The organism is Tolypothrix campylonemoides VB511288_2 (genome assembly GCF_045999855.1).
GTDB classification, from domain to species: Bacteria; Cyanobacteriota; Cyanobacteriia; order Cyanobacteriales; family Nostocaceae; genus Scytonema; species Scytonema bouteillei_A.
Genome location: NZ_JBFPMW010000011.1, coordinates 119,835 through 137,946, shown reverse-complemented (window position 1 = coordinate 137,946; position 18,112 = coordinate 119,835). Strand labels below are relative to the sequence as shown.

At 40.8% G+C, this 18,112-nt stretch carries 12 protein-coding genes and 2 riboswitches; of the genes, 5 read left to right on the top strand and 7 right to left on the bottom strand.

What is annotated here, in order from left to right:
• Positions 1-111: 111 nt before the first annotated feature.
• The 5 genes from AB0756_RS28065 to ntrB all read right to left on the bottom strand — a co-directional run bounded on the left by AB0756_RS28065 (position 112) and on the right by ntrB (position 6,083).
• The gene (locus AB0756_RS28065) at positions 112-1,449 is read right to left on the bottom strand and encodes an ArsB/NhaD family transporter (RefSeq protein ID WP_038082468.1); all 1,338 of its coding nucleotides are present in this window, start codon (positions 1,447-1,449) and stop codon (positions 112-114) included.
• Positions 1,450-1,654: 205 nt separating this feature from the next.
• The gene (locus AB0756_RS28060) at positions 1,655-2,356 is read right to left on the bottom strand and encodes a hypothetical protein (RefSeq protein WP_038082469.1); all 702 of its coding nucleotides are present in this window, start codon (positions 2,354-2,356) and stop codon (positions 1,655-1,657) included.
• Positions 2,357-2,505: 149 nt separating this feature from the next.
• A riboswitch (cyclic di-AMP (ydaO/yuaA leader) is annotated at positions 2,506-2,700 on the bottom strand.
• Positions 2,701-2,780: 80 nt separating this feature from the next.
• Complete coding sequence (locus AB0756_RS28055) at positions 2,781-3,620, bottom strand: ABC transporter ATP-binding protein (RefSeq protein ID WP_050045673.1); 840 nt, start codon at positions 3,618-3,620, stop codon at positions 2,781-2,783.
• A gap of 60 nt (positions 3,621-3,680) precedes the next feature.
• Positions 3,681-5,135: an ABC transporter substrate-binding protein gene (locus tag AB0756_RS28050; protein WP_038093898.1), complete on the bottom strand. Its 1,455-nt coding sequence runs from the start codon at positions 5,133-5,135 to the stop codon at positions 3,681-3,683.
• A gap of 96 nt (positions 5,136-5,231) precedes the next feature.
• A complete protein-coding gene (ntrB, locus tag AB0756_RS28045; RefSeq protein WP_038093895.1) occupies positions 5,232-6,083 on the bottom strand; it encodes a nitrate ABC transporter permease in 852 nt (283 codons plus the stop codon).
• Between the two features lie 94 nt (positions 6,084-6,177).
• A riboswitch (cyclic di-AMP (ydaO/yuaA leader) is annotated at positions 6,178-6,404 on the bottom strand.
• A gap of 366 nt (positions 6,405-6,770) precedes the next feature.
• On the opposite strand from ntrB, the gene AB0756_RS28040 reads away from it, so the two are divergent.
• Both AB0756_RS28040 and AB0756_RS28035 read left to right on the top strand, forming a co-directional pair.
• Positions 6,771-7,976, top strand: a complete 1,206-nt coding sequence (locus AB0756_RS28040; protein WP_038093892.1) for a sensor histidine kinase — start codon at positions 6,771-6,773, stop codon at positions 7,974-7,976.
• Between the two features lie 647 nt (positions 7,977-8,623).
• On the top strand, positions 8,624-11,068 hold the full coding sequence (locus AB0756_RS28035; protein ID WP_038093889.1) for a PhoX family protein: 2,445 nt from the start codon (positions 8,624-8,626) through the stop codon (positions 11,066-11,068).
• Positions 11,069-11,149: 81 nt separating this feature from the next.
• Here the strand turns inward: AB0756_RS28035 and AB0756_RS28030 are convergent, their stop codons facing one another.
• Complete coding sequence (locus tag AB0756_RS28030; RefSeq protein ID WP_408019874.1) at positions 11,150-13,483, bottom strand: CHASE2 domain-containing protein; 2,334 nt, start codon at positions 13,481-13,483, stop codon at positions 11,150-11,152.
• 486 nt (positions 13,484-13,969) lie between these two features.
• On the opposite strand from AB0756_RS28030, the gene ssuE reads away from it, so the two are divergent.
• Positions 13,970-14,536, top strand: a complete 567-nt coding sequence (ssuE, locus tag AB0756_RS28025) for an NADPH-dependent FMN reductase (protein WP_038072509.1) — start codon at positions 13,970-13,972, stop codon at positions 14,534-14,536.
• An 81-nt stretch (positions 14,537-14,617) separates the two neighbouring features.
• Here ssuE and AB0756_RS28020 read toward each other — a convergent pair whose 3' ends face one another.
• Positions 14,618-16,333 (bottom strand): choice-of-anchor Q domain-containing protein, encoded by a 1,716-nt coding sequence (locus tag AB0756_RS28020; protein WP_038072511.1) that lies wholly within the window; start codon positions 16,331-16,333, stop codon positions 14,618-14,620.
• A 572-nt stretch (positions 16,334-16,905) separates the two neighbouring features.
• Here AB0756_RS28020 and AB0756_RS28015 point away from each other — a divergent pair.
• Entirely contained in the window at positions 16,906-17,406 is a 501-nt protein-coding gene (locus tag AB0756_RS28015; protein ID WP_038072513.1) for a DUF2231 domain-containing protein, read from the top strand.
• Positions 17,403-18,008 carry a DUF2231 domain-containing protein gene (locus tag AB0756_RS28010; RefSeq protein WP_038072515.1) on the top strand — a complete coding sequence of 202 codons (606 nt, stop codon included), beginning with the start codon at positions 17,403-17,405 and terminating at the stop codon, positions 18,006-18,008. The genes AB0756_RS28015 and AB0756_RS28010 overlap by 4 nt, the downstream gene beginning before the upstream one ends.
• Positions 18,009-18,112: the final 104 nt, after the last annotated feature.

Here is an 18,112-nt window from a genome sequence, read left to right as displayed (position 1 = left end):
AGTTAACAGGCTTAAAGAATTTTTGAGATTTATTATTTTTTTTAAATTTTTTTAGCTCGCTAAATTAAAAAAGAGCGTTAGATACGCTCTTTTGTCTGCTGATGCTGATTTTTACAGAAGAAAACGGAATAGCATATACAAGGCAGAAGCTGTAAGTTGTAACAACATCACTGGCAAACCGTAATGTAGAAAAGATTGGAATGATATGCGACGCCCGTGTTGTTCGGCAATTCCTGCAGCAACTATGTTGGCGGATGCGCCAACTAAAGTCCCATTTCCTCCCAAAGTCGCGCCAAACATCATTGCATAAAAAAGTGGCAGAACTTCAGGAGGAAATTGTCCCTGAAAATTTTGTGCTAAAACTTCAGTTGGTGCCAATCCGACATTAACAAGGTACTGTTTGAGTAATGGTACCATTGCGACAACAAGTGGAATATTGGGAACAACGCTAGAAAGCAACCCAATGAAAAAGACAAGACATAAAGAACCAACAAGAATGTTTTTTCCTAAAATAGCTGCTAAAACTCCAGATAAACTGTTGATAACACCAGTTTTTTCCAAGCCACCAATAAGTACAAAAATACTCATAAAGAATATTAAAGTACTCCAATCCACATCTCTTAATATATTATTGACTGTGTCAATTTTGCTTTGATGGGATAAAAGCATTGCTAAAGCAGCTCCTAACAAAGCGACAGCAGCTGGTGAAACAGGAACTGGTAAATATTCTCCCGCAATAAAAAAGATTAATACGAAAGCAACTATGAATCCGCCTATGATTAAAACTCGTGGATGGTTGATTTGAGGATGCGGTAGTTGTTCGAGGTTTTCTAGCTTGGTTTTCCAGATTTTACGAAAGAGGAAAGGTAAGATTGCTATTATAGTAATGATGGCGATCGCCCCTCCGAGACTCAAGCGCCACAAGTAATCTATAAAACTAATATTGATTGCATCACCAACAATAAATGTAGCCGGATCTCCAACGATAGTTAGCAATCCTGCACTATTTGCTACAAATACCATAAGCATAAGTAACGGTACAAAATTCACTCCAACTTCCTCTGCAATTGGTGGAATTAAAGGTGCTAATAACATAACTGTAGTAGCATTTGGCAAAACAGCACAAATAGGAGTCGTAATTCCTACAATTCCTAGCAATAGACGATTCCCCTTACCTTTTGCAAGGATAACTATTTGAGTTGCAAGATATTCAAAAATCTTAGTAGGTTCAAATGCTCTGACAAGTACCATGACTCCAAAGAACAAACCCAATGTTCCGTGGCTGTTACCGATATAACTAACAGCATCTCCTAAAGTCATGACATTAGTAAAAACCAATAACAACGCTCCTAATAACGCAGCAATTGTCAAATTTACCCACTCTGTCATGATTAAGATTATGACGCTTATAAATGTGAGAATACTAATAAGTGCTTGCCAGTTTTCCATTATTGGTTAATAGTTAGTCTTTGGTTATAGAATACTAGAATTATAAGCATATTCTCGAAGTTTTCAAAAGGCAACAATTGAAAGGTAAACCATTTTTTAATTGTTTTAGTATATTTATGTTCGTAATGCACTCCTAAAGAATTAGAAACCCGACTTCTAAAAAAAAGTCGGGTTTCTAAATGTGGTAATTACAAAATTTTCGCCTCTAAATGTATTTATTTTGAATTGAATTTGGAATCCCTAATACCGAACACGGGAATTGAGAACCAAGATTTTGTACGATTGGATGACGGATTGAGTTACAGCCAAGGAATAAGATATCAGCTGATTCTGAAACAACAACTTTTTTAAGTTCTGTTGCAACACAACCAAACCGTAAATGAGCTTTGAAAGAACTTTTCCATTCAGCCGCCAAACTGCTGGCTTGTCTCAAAATACGTTCTGCTTGCGCGAATCTATCTACAGATTTTTCTTCCTGTATTGGGTGTGTTGAGTTATTTTGCCATCTTGTTTGAGTTACAATCCCCGTATTCAATTCTTCTTCTTCGGAGTCTGTTAAAAAATGTTGTATTACTTGTCGATCGGATCTGCGACTGCTTCCCACGTCATCTGCTGGCAAAACTTCTGCACCACCAGACATTAAACGATCTTCCATGACATAGACAACTTGAACTGTTACTTGAGCTTTCGTAGCCAAACGTGTTTGGTGAGCTGTTAACAAAGCAATATCTAGCGCAGTATGACTGTTCGGAGAACTGTTATAGCCAACAATTAAATTTATTGATGTTGACGCTTGGATTTCTTCAGAAATAGACATTTTTGGTGTTGGAAGCAGTACCATTTGCTCAATCAAATCATCTCTTCCAATAGCATTTTGCAGACGCACTAATAATGGCTTAATATTCACAGTCTTCTTCTCTCAGCACGAAACTACTTAATAAGGAGAAGCGGGTTATCTAAAGGATAAAGTGTGAAGTTGAGCTAACTTAAGACAACTTTTCATCTTTTATCCTGTCTAAGGAATCCCCAATGGAAACTGTTATTACAGCCAAATGTTGGGGTTCCTTCCATTGCCTACGGAGTTAGCTGACGGGCTAAGACTGGAAGGTGTCTCTCTTGAAATCGGAAGTATGAAGAATGAACTAAGAAAACGCAGTTTCTCATTTATCCTTTATCCTTTTACAAGATAAGCCCCAAAAATTGGTTCCTCCGCTTCAAATTTCGGAAATTTAAATTAGGCTACCCACTTTAACAGCGATCGACGACTAGTTCTCAGTTAACAATTATTTAGTTATTACTGGTTACTAGTCGCCGATCGCTGTTGCTGGTAATTACTCATCTTGAGTAAAGTACTTATCTAGGAAATTCAAGGCGTGATTGCGAAGTTCAAAATATTCTTTAGAGTTTCGCATTGCTCCGCGATCGCGTGGATGAGGAAAGGGTACTTCCAAGATTTCTCCAATCTTAGCAGAGGGTCCATTAGTCATGAGAACAATACGATCTGACATATAAATTGCCTCATCCACGTCATGAGTGACCATCATCACAGCCTGACGATGGTTTTCCCAAATATCCAATACTTGCCGCTGTAATTTCCCCCGAGTCAATGCATCTAATGCCCCGAACGGTTCATCCATCAACAACATTTTTGGACGAATAGCTAAGGCTCTTGCGATCCCCACACGCTGCTTCATTCCACCAGAAATTTCATCGGGGTATTTGTCAGCTGCCGCATTTAAGTTTACCATTGCCAAGTGTTCATTAACAATGCTGATTTTTTCAGATCTTGAGGCATCTTTGAGCACTTCATCCACCGCTAGTCGGATATTCTCCCGTACAGTCAACCAAGGTAGCAGGGAGTAGTGTTGAAACACCATCATGCGTTCAGCACCGGGTTTGCGAATTTCTTTGCCATCCAATCTTACGGAACCAGAGGTCGCTTTTTCTAAACCAGCAACAATCTTCAAAAGAGTGGACTTACCGCAACCAGAGTGACCGATGACAGAAATATACTCATCTTCACCTATGGTTAGATTGACATTATCCAGAACGACAAATTGCTCACCATCAGGTTTTGGATAGGATTTGGTGACACTGTCAATTTCCAGAAACGGAGTAGCGCCCATAGTGCGCGAATTGCTATCGTTTGTCAATGGAGTTGATTTTGTCATGGTAGCTTTAAGAGAGAGTAAAGATTTGTGGAGAGAGTTGTAAGCAATATCCCTATGGAGTTAGGACATATAAAACCGAGTAGGGGCGTTGGCTCTAATTTCAAAACTGTTGAGATAGCCTACAGGATCGCTGGGATCGAAACCTTTGTTGTCTATGAAAACTTCAGGGGACTCGACCTTGAAATCTTCTTTGGGCGACTTAATACCCATTTCTGCAGCAATTTCACGATATAAATCTGTTCTCCAACCTTGTGCAGCTAGTTTCTCTGCATCTTTGGGAAATTTCTTGATTTGACCCCAACGTGCTGCTTGAGTCATCATCCAAATACTTCTGGATCTCCATAAAAATGTAGAGTGTTCGTCAGGGCTTTTAGGAATGTTGTCAGGAATGTCGAAGAAAATTGTCGTATCAGCAGCTTTTATCGTGCGATCCTTACCATCAAACCCACCATAGTTATAGTTGCCCAAAATAGCGGGACCAGTAAATTTAGTTGTTGGCGCACCTTTTTTTCTAGGTTTTGCACCAGTAAACGAACGATCTGTTATCAGTTCGGCAACTTCTTGACGGTTTTCAGGTTTGCTGCAATACTGACAAGCCTCAATCATCGCCTTGACCAGAGAGCGATAGGTTTTGGGATAATTGACGATAAATGATTCCATCACCCCCAAAAGTCTATCTGGATGTCCCAACCAGACTTCTTTGCCTTGAGCAAAGGTAAAACCTACACCTTCATTACCAGTAATTGCACGAGTATTCCAAGGTTCTGCCACCATATAGGCTTGCATTGCGCCAATACGCACGTTCGTCACCATTTGTGGTGGGGGAACAATAATGACCCGAAACTCTTTAAATGGATCGACTCCTGCAGCAGCTGATATATAGCGGATAAAGTACTCGTAAATGGCAGAACTAAGAACAACTGCCCAAACTTTACTTTCCGCTGGCTGTTTTTCAAAAAAATCTCGAAAATCCCGACCAAACTCTTCCAAAGCTCGATCGCCATATTGTGCTTTGTACTGATACCACGGGCGCAACCCAAAATCCCACATGGCTTTATTCATCGTCATGGCATTTCCATGACGGTGAATTGTCATGGCTGCACATAAAGGGGCGTGACGAGCACCTTCAGCGCCGATTCTGGCATTGGTTACAGCACCAGACACAACGGGTGAGGCATCAAGGCGACCAAAGATAATTCCATCACGAGATGTTGCCCAGCTTGCTTCTCGATTGAGTTTGACGTTCAACCCATATTTGCGGAAAAAACCTTTTTTCCAAGCAATAGCAAAGGGCGCACAATCGTTGACAGGGACATAACCAACAGTGAGATTCGGTTTTTCTAACGTTTTGGAATCAACAACAGGTTGAACGGCAGCAGCTTCTTCTGTTAGCCCTTTAGCACTGCGGTCTCCGGAGATAGCACATGAAGATAAAGCCATTCCCGCTGCTGTTGCCCCTACTCCTACCAAAAACTCCCGTCGATGCAAAAGATTTTTCTTATCGGCGTTGTTCATAAATGATTGTTAGTTATTAGTTGTTAATTGTTAGTGGTTCTACTAACTACTGTGCGGGCGCAATGCCTTGCGCCCCTACTAACCACTATCCTTTAGTTAACTTGCGGTTTTTCCCGGACGACGAGTGACTAACTCTTGAATTTGGCCTACTGCAAAATCAAGCAATAGCCCAGTTAAGCCAATGACCAATACGGCTAAGAATACCGAGCTCAAGTTGAGACGGCTCCACTCATCCCACACAAAAAAGCCGATTCCGATACCACCAGTTAGCATTTCTACAGCAACGATCACCAGCCAAGCAATTCCCAAGCTGATCCGCAAGCCAGTGAAGATATATGGTAGACTTGCGGGCCAAATAATTTTTGTAATTCGCCGCCAACGTGGCATTTCTAAGACTCTTGCTACATCTATATAGTCTTTGGAAACACTTGACACGCCCAGTGCAGTATTGATGATTGTAGGCCACAAGGAGGTGATGAAAATAACAAATATGGCTGATGGATCTGCCAAATTGAAGATAGCTAGGGCAATTGGTAGCCAAGCCAAAGGTGACACAGGTTTAAAAATTTGAATGACTGGGTTGAGAGCAAGCATTGCCGTTTTGGACATTCCAATCAAAAACCCTAAGGGAATTGCAACTACAGCACCCAATAAAAAACCTAACAATACCCGCCGCAAGCTTGCGATTAACAACCATCCAATTCCTAAATTGCCCGGTCCTCTCTGATAAAATGGGTTCAGGATGTAGTCCAAGTTGGCAACCAGCGCTTCTGGTGGGGTTGGCATTAATTCATGATTAGCAAGAGCAATAACCCACCACAGTAGAATAATTCCTAAAAATCCAAGCACTGGCAGTATAAAGGTTTCTTTCACCAGTACGGGTTTTGTTCTTTTCCAGGCTGCTTGTCCAGCAACTGCAATAATTGCAGCTATGTTTAATTGAAACACTCTGCTTCACCTCACCAGACTTAAATGCGGGTACAAAAAACCGAGCAGTACCAGCCAGGGATACTGATGAGATTCAATAAAGACTATTGTCTCTTCAGTCTCCTCTCAGTGCCTACGAAGTTAGCTGACGGGCTAGAGTTGAGAGATACTCTCCCTGAGAAGGATTAAGTATAAAGTGTAAAGGATGAAGTTACTACTGCCCCCTCTTTTTATCCCCATACCCTTTATATTTGACCCTTTCTCAGGATACGCCCCTTTGAATGGTTCCTCCGCTCTAACTAATGCAAACTTGCCATTAGCCAGATTAGGCTGACTTACTCTTAAATTTTAGATAAATGTAACACTGCTACACAGTAGCGTCAAGGTATCCAGAGATAGAGGATTTTCATTTTACCATCTATTATTATTTATCCTGTTAAGATCTTTCTCCATCTTCTGGTGTAAATATTTAAGAAGAATTATGTATTGAGTATAATTTACATAATGTTTGCTTTAGATAATCATAATATTAAAAACTATTTTTACTCATTACCCACATAGAAATTTTAGAATATTCATGAAAAATTTGAAATACTATATTTTAGGCATTGCCTACTAAATCATAATTTTAGCAGGTAATCCCAGGCATACGGATGTTTCCCAAATCAAATAAGATTGCTATAGTTAAATATTGTTCATCTGCACGCAATGAAAGATTTTAGTCAACTGCTACAAAATAAAACTCAAACAATTGTAGAAGAGTGGGTGAAAGCTGTTCGAGAAGACAAAAAAATTCCCATCACCAAAAATCTCTCACGCTCAGCTATCAAAAATCATCTCACTGATGTCCTCTCAGCACTAGCAGATGTTCTGGCTAAAAGTCCACAAGATGATGAAATGAAACAGATCGTTCAAGAAAGTTTGCATCATGGAACTCTTAGAGCTGAACAGGGTTATGATGCAGCAGAAATTGCACGAGAATACCGTGTACTGCGAGAGATTATATTTAAGACAATTGAACCGGAATTTTTACAAGCATCTGTAGGGGAAGTGATGCGAGCTGTACGACTCATTGATATAGTTTTAGATGAAGCGATCGCATCTTGTTTTCAAAGCTACACAGAACAGCGCTTGACAGAACTACAGCAGCTACAAAACCAGTTAAGCCTTAACAATCAGGAACTTACCCGCTTATTAAGGTCAAATCAAGATCATATATCTTATCTAGCACACGAACTTAAAAGCCCTTTAACTTCCATCATTGGGTACTCAGATTTATTTTTACGCCTGCAAAGAAAGCATTCTGAGGAAAAAGAGGAAAAAGATACTTTTACCAATTTAGAACACATAGAAAAAGTTTTACGCAGTGGCAGACAATTACTCCGAATTATTAATGACGCTTTGGAAATCTCTCGTTATGATGCAGGGGAAATGAAATTGCACCCTGAATTCATTAATCCATGTGAATCGATTGAACATGTTTGTGAAATGTTAGAGTCTTTAGCAGCTAACAAAGAGTTAGAAATGCTTGTTGAGCTTGACAAAGCACCAGAACAAGTCTTTACAGATCCGTTACGATTACAACAAATTTTAACAAATCTTATAAGTAATGCCATTCGTTATACCGATCGCGGAACTATTAAAATAAACTGTGAAATTTTAAGCGACGATCGGTGGGCGATCGTAGTTTCCGATACAGGAGTGGGGATTGAGCTAGAAGACCAAGCGCAAATTTTTCAACCTTACTTTCGCATTGGTATTGGCGGTCAATATTCTTACCTTCCCGATAGCACTGGTTTGGGTTTGGCAATAGTATTACGGTTAGTGAAACTCCTAGAAGGAGAAATCAATGTCGCCTCACAGGTAGGGATTGGTTCAACCTTTACAGTTACTCTTCCATTAGAAATGATCTGAAGGATAAAACCTTAATTATTGTTTACATACATAACTTTTTGTATTCGTAAACTCCCATAGAAAAAATATTTCCAACAATTTCTAAAATTTTTCAGATTTTCCTCTTTTTTTTAGGTTAAAAATGAAAATTTTTAAGCTTACATTAGGAAGAACAATGCCAACTCTTTTAAGATTATTTTACTAAGTATCGCCCATCCTATATGTAGTTCAAAAATTACAAAAAAATTTAGGCAAGCTTCAAAACTATCTACAGCCTTTTCTGTAAAAAGAAATTCTACTTTCTGTATATCCTAAGTTGGATAGCTTCCGGGTTAACAACATATTAATAATTGAATAAAAAATAGTAAAATCATTAAAAATATGACTTTTGAATAAGAGTCGGAATACCTCTATTGGAAGATGAATGAGGAAAAGGTATAACTCCATATTTAAAAGTCGAGGCAAGCCAAATCATTACTATCGAGAGAAAAGCCATTCTTATTTTTGCTAATCTAATCGTTTTTTTAAGGCAAAAAAACTGTGAAAAAAGGCGGTATTTTTGTTTAACAAAAGAAAAGAATGAGCCAACATCATAATTTTGGAAGACATAGATAGCAGAAACAGATTTGTAATTAGTAATTCCTGTTGTTTTTTAAAGAGGCAATCTAATGTCTAAGTTTTCACGGAGACAACTACTGGCTTTTTTTGGAGCAAGTACTGGTGCAACAGTATTATCTCCGATGTTAGGAGACCGATTTTTTGGCAACAGCCCTAGCGTTGCTGCTGATGGTGGTGTACCTTTGAAATTTACCCCACTCCGTTTGCCCCATCCCTTACCAATTTATACCCAGCAAAAAAGCTACTTATCAACAGGAATTGAGCAAGGAAGTATTTTAGAACCTTCTGCTAATACAGCGTTAAGTCATTACACTGTTATTGATGACGTTGTAGTACCACCAGAATATGAACGGTATGTAATTGTGGCGTGGGGCGATCGCGTTTTCCCCAATCAAGAAGAATACTTTGGCTACAACAGCGACTACACGGGCTTTGTTCCTATTAATAGTAGAAACTTCAATGATGGCTATCTGTGGAACAATCACGAGTACGTATCTTACCCTATTACCGCTACCGTACCCGGTTTTACAAGCGATAGCGACCTTATAGGATTTCCTACAACATATTCCCTAGTTATTGGAAGAGATTTACCTGAAGACAGAACAAATCTCCAAGTCTTGGGTGAATTTATGTATAACATAGGCGGTTCCGTTGTCAGAATCGCCCGACAAGACCGCAACGAACGCTTTGCTGTAGTGCGCGATTCTAAAAACCGACGTATTCATGGACTCTCTGGTTTGGGAATCAACAGCCAACGTACTGACAAATATAAAGAAGTCACTTCATGGGGTTCCAGAAGCTACCAAAAAGGAGACGAGAATTATCTCATTGGGACCGGATTAGCAGCTACTCAGGTCTTTAATCTCAGTTCTGATGGACTTGGTAACAAAATCATTGGTACTGGCTTCAACTGTTCTGGAGGTACAAGCCCTTGGGGGACCATTTTATCTGCTGAAGAGAACTTCCAAGCCAGTACAAGTTCTTTTGTTGGTGTTCAGGAAAATGTCAACCCCAACGGTACACAAACGAGCTATATCGAAGGTAGTACTGGAAATGCATTTGGTTTAGTCGGTGAAAAATATGGTTGGATAGTAGAACTCGATCCAGCCGATCCAAATTTCCGCCCTCGCAAACACACTGCTCTTGGTCGCTTCCGTCATGAGAATATTGCGTTGCGAGTGGAAGCAGGAAGACCATTAGTAGGTTACTTAGGTGACGATCGCCGGGGAGGTCATACTTGGAAATTTGTGAGTTCTGGTACAGTCACTTCTCCAACCGATAAAAACAACAGCCGCTTATTTGAAGACGGTACTTTATATGTAGCTCGTTATAACGCTAACGGTACGGGCGAGTGGATTCCCTTAAATTTAAACACTCCTACAAATCCCATTCCTCCCTCAACTCTTGCATCAGTAGAAGTTGCAGCGTTAGGTAGAGCATCAAATGGTGGCAATACCCGTTTACCAAGACGCAGGGGTATTTTGGGTGAAACTTCAGAAGGTGGGTCAATAACTGTCACAATAACACAAGTTACAAATCAAACAACTGGAGCGATTACTTCTTACGGTGAAGCTGAAGCTTTACCTGCCTATCAAGGTAAGAAGCTATCCGATTTTTATACCAGTCAGGGTGCAGTGTTAGTTGATGCTTTTTTAGCTGCTAACCTCATTGGAGCCACTCCCACTGCTCGTCCCGAAGATCTTGAAATCAACCCTAGAAATCCTAGAGAAGTCTTTATCGCTTATACGGACGGTGCGCCATCGGGAGATGGATATCCCGATTCTCGAATTTTTATCGTATCCAAGTATAGTGCTGACATCACTGCCGCACAGCCTTCAGGTGAACTTTTTAAAATTATCGAAGATAGCGCTGATAGCACCGGTACAACCTTCCATTGGGAACGATTTGCCAAAGGTGGAGAAGCAAGCGCAGAACCTGGAGATGGTTTTGCTAACGTAGATAACTTAGTATTTGACAGCCAAGGTAATATTTGGGGTTGCACTGATATGTCTACTGAAGCTCATAATGGCTTTACTACGGGTGCAAACCCAGAGCCATTACGAGTAGACCACAGGGTTGTAGGGGCTAATTCACCTAGTACTGATGATTCTAATTTCAATGTCAGGACTTCTGACCTAATTGGAGTGTTTGGAAATAATTTCCTCTTCTTTATCCCCACAAGTGGACCCGACGCAGGGGAGGTTGTACCTTTTGCTTATGGACCGCCACGTTGCGAATTCACAGGACCTACCTTTGTTGGGGATACACTGATTATTTCCGTACAGCATCCTAGTGAAGATGTTCCATTTACTCCACGGCAAACCCTCAGCAGAGAAATTGAGATTTTGAACTTGGATGGTACGCTGTTTACCCAACAACGCAATATACCTCGTGGTAGCAATTGGCCCAGCAATATAGAGGGCAATATTGAAGGACCCCCACGTCCGGGAGTCATCGGCATTCGACGCAAGCAGTCCAGGGGTCGCTTTGTTTAACACCTGACCTGCTAATTGCGATCGCACTTGATACTGAAAAAGCATTAATTGCGATCGCAATTCCATGAGGGAGCACATCGATCAAGCAATGTGTTTAAAATCCAACAACACTTCAGAGGCGGATTGATAGCGATCGCTAAAATGATACCGCACCATCTTATCTAAAATCGCTGCTAAATTTTCGCTAATTTGTGCGCGATGTCGCCACATTACACAACCAGTATCCGGGTCGGGCTGAAGTTCGTGGGGTAACAATCCCGTTACTGCTTGAATGCCAATCATACCGACAGCATAAACATCGCTACACAAACGGGGATGACCTGCAAATTGTTCTGGTGGTGCGTAACCTCGCGTTCCAATAGCAACTGTTGCTAATTCTGTTTGTTCGTTGCTAGATGGTTGCATCATTTTAACTGCACCAAAGTCAATTAACACCAAGCGATTATCTAAGCTACGTCTGAGAATATTATTCGGTTTAATATCTCGATGAATAACGCGATGGTCGTGAACAAATACCAAAATTTCTAATATTTCTTTCAGTAAACTAATAACATAAAATTCATTTTGTATTCCCCTTACGGGTGGTAATTCGTCACTCAAGGAATGTCCTTGAATATATTCTTGTACTAAATAAAATTCACGATTGTCCTCAAAATAAGCTAGCAATTGAGGGATTTGAGAATGTTGACCTAAAGCTTCTAAAATTTCGGCTTCAGCATCAAATAGCCTTCTAGCAACTTGCAAAAATTTTGTGTCTCGACGGGCGGGCATCAATTGCTTGACTACGCAGACAGGATGACCGGGACGTTGCATATCTCCTGCTAAATACGTGCAACCAAATCCACCCGATCCTAAAACTTTTGTCACTTTATAGCGTCCACTTAGTATGGAGTCACCACTAGTTTTTTCGAGTGTGTCGGCTTTTGGAGTGTGAAGGTGTTTGTCTTTTATTTCTGTCGTTTCTTTCAAAAGAGTGTGTAATTGTTCAATTGCTTCTTTTTGTTTTTCTACTTGTAGAAGAATTATCTTAGTTTGTTGTTGATTTTGGTATGTCATATAAATGACAACAACAATACTACTAGTTATGAATGCGATCGCAGGTGGTACGACTGGTATCCATCCTGCTTGTAAAAACACACTCGTACAAATAACTATTAACCCAATGAGAGTTGTACCACCTACGACAATCAACAATAAAGGATGCCGCACCCGCCAAGCCAAAGTAGCACCTGCAAGTGACCAAATCCATATCCATAACACTTCTGCCCATTCTGGAAAATACCAGATTAAAGGACGCCCATCTAGCACTGCACTTATTAGCTGGCTGGTTGTCTGTGCGTGAATTAAAGCAGGCGACATTCTTGCGGGTTGGTCTGGTAATGCACTATAAGGGGTATAAAAACCAGAATGAAGGCTGGGGGTTTTCGTACCAATAATCACCAGACGGTCTTTGAATAACTTGGGATCTACAGATCCGGTTAATACTTGTGTAAGAGTAACTTCTGGTGCAAGGCGATCCGGATGGCGGTAATTTAGCATAATTTGATAGCCACCCGCATCTATCTTTTTATAACCACCTGCATCACTTGTTAAAGATTTAAAATGTGCTTTTAACGTGCGATTTTTGGTATGGCTCAATATCATGTTTTGTTTATCTGGAAAATCAGGTTCGACACCCTCTTTTTCCAGATAACTCATTGCCAGTACTGTAGCAAATGATGTGGCTGTTGTACATTTTTTGTCGTATTCAGAATGAGCAAATAGCAAACTTCGACGAACAATCCCATCATCATCTGTTACTAAATCCGTAAATCCTACGTTATTTATAGATAAATTTTGAGGAGGCGCAATTTCCTGAGTTCCTACACTGCTGAATGCACAAACACTAATAATATTATCTCGCCGTTTTAAACCTGATGCAAAATTTTCTTGTTCCGATCTGTATAAATTTACTCCAATAATGCGCGGTTGATATGATTGTAGCTTTGCCAATAACTCGTTAAGCGTGTTATCTGATAAAGGCCATTTTTGTTTCCGAACGTCATCTTCAGTGACTGTCACTAGCACCAAACGCGAATCCATTGGTTCTGGAGAACGCAACCGTAACATTTGGTCATACGCCTTCAGTTCTACTGATTGCAATAATTTCAGTTCTCTCACTCCCATTAATAAAGATGTGACTCCTACACTACTTATAAGAATCGGGAGCAACCAGTTAAAGGGGGTGTTGTTGCGACGGTCATCTCTGATGACCTCAAGAGGTGCCTCAGTCAAAGCAAAGTCCTGTGTCTTGCGATCGACAAACGTATCACTATGGCGATTTTGACTTTGTAGAAGAAATGGGGACGTTCTACGAGTCAAACGAACCCAATCTTTTGCTAAAGTGGCACGTAGTTTTTCAAAGAGTCCAGTCATCACAGGAGTGCGGCAGCAGCCAGAATTTGGTGAGATAATCTCATGCTATACTGTTGACCACAGTTAGCGTGAGTGTCTTAGTATCGCTACTAAGATTCTCTAGGTATATAGTAGGACTTACTTATTTTAATGGTTCTACCCCATTTTCTGTTTTAACTTAGGTAGATGACTGTTGCCCGTTGCAAGTACGCGATCGCGGTTCAATCCAACTTTACTCGATATTTAATACTTTTTATACAAAATACACGGGGATTGGGTTGAGCAGTCACAAAACTCAACAAAATCCCCATATCCAAATGACACTATTAACAAATCCTTGCATTACCTGCAATGCTATGCGATACTGTTAAAACATTTAAATCTACTGCTAACAAGTAAATTTACCGTAGATTAAAACAGAGCAACTTTAGTGACACTGAGATATTTGTCACTCTTTACCAGTGATATCTTCTCAACCAAAATCTGAAATCCAAAATCCAAAATCCCATGACATATATCTTGGCAATTTCAGGGAGCCCTTCTCACCCCTCCAGAACACACGGTCTTCTGGAATACGCAAGTAAAATTTTACAGCAAGAAAGTTATCACACAGATATTATTTCAGTTCGTGATATACCACCAGACGTTTTGGCATATGGACGCTATGACAGCCCCAACTTAGAGGAACCAAAGGCACTTTTAGAACGAGCTAGTGGGGTGATCGTAGCCACTCCAGTTTATAAAGCCGCGTATACAGGAGTTCTGAAAGCTTTTTTAGATTTATTACCTCAACGGGCTTTATCGGGTAAAGTCGTGCTACCTATTGCCACTGGTGGAACTCTTGCTCATTTGTTATCTATTGATTATGCCCTCAAACCCGTACTCTCTGAGTTAAAAGCAAGGTACATTCTGGGTGGTGTTTATGCAGTAGACAAGCAGATTCAAGTACAGCCAGATGGTAGCCTTCAGATTGAAGAGGAAATTGAGCAGCGACTCCAAGAAGCTTTACAAGAGTTTGCGGAAACTGTAAGCAAATTTCAACCAATTGCTAAAGAGTTGACGCACGCAAGTTAGTCCATTACCTTTCTTCCTACTTGCCCGTAGCAGATGAAGAACTGCCAGTTCATCTGCTACTTTTTTATAGGAGAACTCAATTTAGGAGAATTCAAACGCCCCAATATCGGCTCTACCATTTAGGATACGAGGGAACCAACGTTGGTCGGTTATGGGATCGGTATCCAGCAGGTTTGGATCTGCGGAATCAATAGCTGGACTATCAAGAAGTAGGGCTACTGTCTGTGTGGAACCACCATTAAAATCCAAAGAAGCTAGGCGAGGATCGAGCGGGTGGTCACTTGTGCCTGTTATATCTCCTGTGACTCCAAATCCAGAACTACCAGTGCTGTCACCAATGAGGTTATAGCCAAAGCTTACGAAACTACCAGCCACGTCGGAGTTAACACCGTTTGTATTCAAGTGGTTGGCAGCGATAATGGTGTTCCGTGCGCTAGCGAAGCCATTAGTATTATTGAACACACCTCCACCATTAGTGGCTAGATTTTGGGTAATTGTACTAAATACTAGAGTCAGCGTACCATTATTATTGATACCCCCACCTTGGCTGCTTGTTCTGTTGTTACTAATGGTGCTGTTGCTCACCGTTAGAACACCATTATTATTGTTATAGATGCCGCCGCCACCACTCCCTAAAAACCCACTGCCACTGGCATTGTTACTGATAGTGCTGTTGCTCACCGTTAGGGTGCCACTATTAAAGATGCCGCCACCAGAACCAGTGAAGCTACCGCCAATGGAAGTATTGTCATTGATAGTGCTGTTACTTACAGTCAGAGTGCCATCGTTAAAGATGCCACCACCACTGTCAGCCAAGCCGCTAGTTAACCTGTTGCTACTCACAGTAGAGTACAAGAGTGTCACGTTACCGCTAGCATTGTTGTAGATACCGCCGCCACTAGCACCCCTACCTCCTGACGAATTGCCATTGAGGATACTATTGTTGAGTGTCACGGTACCACCAACGTTATAGATACCGCCACCTCTACCCTCATTACCAGATGCAAAAGAACGGTTATCATTAATGGTACTATAGTTTACTATAAAAGTACCGCCAGCGTTGTAAATGCCACCGCCACCGTTTCCTCCCAGACCGGATTCTGAGTTATTACTGATAGTACTGTTGTTTACTGTTACGCTCCCTATGTTGTAAATACCACCGCCGCCACCGAGCCCAGTGCCCGAAACGAAGTTATTACTGATAGTACTATTATTTATCGTGATGTTCCCTATGTTGTAAATGCCGCCGCCAGACCCAGCTCGGTGATTGCGAACAACACTGTTGTCTAGGATGAGGGTACCACTGTTATAAATCCCACCACCAAAGCCATTCGGCATATTATCTCTGCCATCGGCAACGATCAATCCATTAAAGGTTACTGTTGCTTCCGCCTCAATCTCAAACACTCGTGAAGCTTGGTTACCGCTTACCGTCAATAAGTTTTCACCTGTCAAAGTATCCCGTGGGGCGATGATGCTCAAGCTTTGAGTAATATCAAGTTCTCCTAAACTCAGGGTAATGGTCTGTGAGCTGGCAAACAATGAGCAGTCAAATACAATTAAGTCTTCATGACTATCGGTATTTGCTTGATTAATTGCTTCTCGTAGAGTTGTCACCCCATCATTACTATCGACCAAATCGGCAATACTGTTGACTGTAATAATAGCACCGGGATTCACCTGTACATGGAGTTGATGGAGTAAATCGTCTGAAAATACAGGTGTAGAAGTTGCGGAAAATGCAGATTCATAATCTGTGGTAGACCCTAGAAAATCCATAGCAAATTTCACTCTCATGATGAATGCTATAGAAATTTTATATAAACTACCACGGAAGTAAAAATTTTTCTAAGAACTCGTTGACTTTTAACAGGGTATCCGGCAATTCTGTATCAACTTCTCTCACCTTCTCAAAAGGAGCGAACCGATAGTAATTATAGTGTAAAAATTTTTATCCTAGTGAGAGCTTATTATAACATAATAAAAAAAATCTAAAAATATCATGAGATACACAAAATTGATTAACATAAGTTTAAGATAGCTAAGAGTGGTAAATACCTCTAAAGAAAGAGTTTACTACTAATTGATAAACTCTATCCGGCATGGTGCTGCTATTTGGACAGGTGTGAAGTCCGATCTGAGTTGTTATAGAAGCCAAAAGTTAGAAGTCAAAAGTAGGAATACTTATTTTTGAGTTAAGTCAGAACTCAAAAGACTAAAGTTTATTTTTGACTGTTTAACTAGAAATTTCGATTTAGGCGTGCCTTTATCTAAATAGTTAGTTGTTATTAGTTAGTCGTTAGTGATTAGTAGAAAAAACAATAACTGCTACCAATAACTGCTAACCCCTAACCATTAAGGAGAATACCATGCTTGCGTATCTTCCACTTTTAAATGACCATAATCTACCGTATCCCGATACAATGCATCCCATCGTTGTCCACTTCGTAATTGCGATGGTGTTGTTTGCCTTCTTGTGCGATGTCATTGGATACTTTACCCGTAACTACCGTCTTTTCGAGGTGAGTTGGTGGAATATGTTTTTCGCTACAATTTCCATCTTCGTCGCCATCATTTTCGGTCAATTTGAAGCAGGTTTGGCAGAACCTTATAATGCAGCCCGCTCGGTCTTGAATGTACATACCATAATTGGTTGGTCGCTTTCTGGAATTCTTGCTGCCGTTACAGCTTGGCGTTATGTGATTCGTGCTCGCACTCCACAAAAGGTGCCAATTTATTATCTAACAGCAGCCTTGCTGTTAACTGTCTTAGTAAGCATACAAGTGTTTTTCGGAGATGAACTGGTTTGGGTTTATGGGCTGCATACTGTACCAGTTGTTGAAGCCATAAAGGAGGGCTTACTGCAATGAATCCTGAAGTTCTTGACCAATTAAAAACCCAACTTGGGGCAAATGGTTTACCCTATGCCATACCCATTCATCCAAACTTAGTCCATCTCACTCTAGGTTTGTTCATCCTTGGGGTTGCCTTTGATATTATTGGTGTGTTATTTCCGCTACAAAAGCCTATCTTCAAATTTTTGGCAATTCCTGTCATCCGTTCCAACTTCTTTGATGCTGGCTGGTACAATATGCTGGCTTCAGCCATCATCACATTTTTTACAGTAGCAGCAGGTTTTTATGAAATCATGCTGGCAGAACCAGCCACCAATGTGAAAAGTGCCTGGGGATTGCAAGCAGTAGACACAATGCTTTGGCATGGTGTCGGTGGCGTTTTTCTTCTCTCATTGATTGTTGGCATGACTATTTGGAGAGGATTTCAGCGCTTCGTTTGGCGCAGGGACGAAAGCCAAGAAGTCCAATGGACATATTTACTCTCCGGGCTGTTCTTGATGTCCCTCATGTACGTTCACGGCACGCTAGGAGCACATTTAGCTGCTGAGTTTGGGGTTCACAACACCGCCGATATGTTATTGAGATTGGGCAAAGACCCTAACTTGCTTCTGAAGTAGCTAATGGCTAATGGCTAATGGCTAATAGCTAATGGTGAGACCAGTGCTGCAGGCGGGTTTCCCGCGCCCTGGCAACTAGCGTATAGCCCTTCGGGCATAGCCTG

Excerpts from the sequence above, each read along its gene's own strand:
- AB0756_RS28065 (WP_038082468.1), bottom strand. The coding sequence starts at position 1,449 with ATGGAAAACTGGCAAGCACTTATTAGTATTCTCACATTTATAAGCGTC.
- AB0756_RS28055 (WP_050045673.1), bottom strand. The coding sequence starts at position 3,620 with ATGACAAAATCAACTCCATTGACAAACGATAGCAATTCGCGCACTATG.
- AB0756_RS28050 (WP_038093898.1), bottom strand. The coding sequence starts at position 5,135 with ATGAACAACGCCGATAAGAAAAATCTTTTGCATCGACGGGAGTTTTTG.
- AB0756_RS28040 (WP_038093892.1), top strand. The coding sequence starts at position 6,771 with ATGAAAGATTTTAGTCAACTGCTACAAAATAAAACTCAAACAATTGTA.
- AB0756_RS28035 (WP_038093889.1), top strand. The coding sequence starts at position 8,624 with ATGTCTAAGTTTTCACGGAGACAACTACTGGCTTTTTTTGGAGCAAGT.
- AB0756_RS28030 (WP_408019874.1), bottom strand. The coding sequence starts at position 13,483 with ATGACTGGACTCTTTGAAAAACTACGTGCCACTTTAGCAAAAGATTGG.
- ssuE (WP_038072509.1), top strand. The coding sequence starts at position 13,970 with ATGACATATATCTTGGCAATTTCAGGGAGCCCTTCTCACCCCTCCAGA.
- AB0756_RS28020 (WP_038072511.1), bottom strand. The coding sequence starts at position 16,333 with ATGAGAGTGAAATTTGCTATGGATTTTCTAGGGTCTACCACAGATTAT.
- AB0756_RS28015 (WP_038072513.1), top strand. The coding sequence starts at position 16,906 with ATGCTTGCGTATCTTCCACTTTTAAATGACCATAATCTACCGTATCCC.
- AB0756_RS28010 (WP_038072515.1), top strand. The coding sequence starts at position 17,403 with ATGAATCCTGAAGTTCTTGACCAATTAAAAACCCAACTTGGGGCAAAT.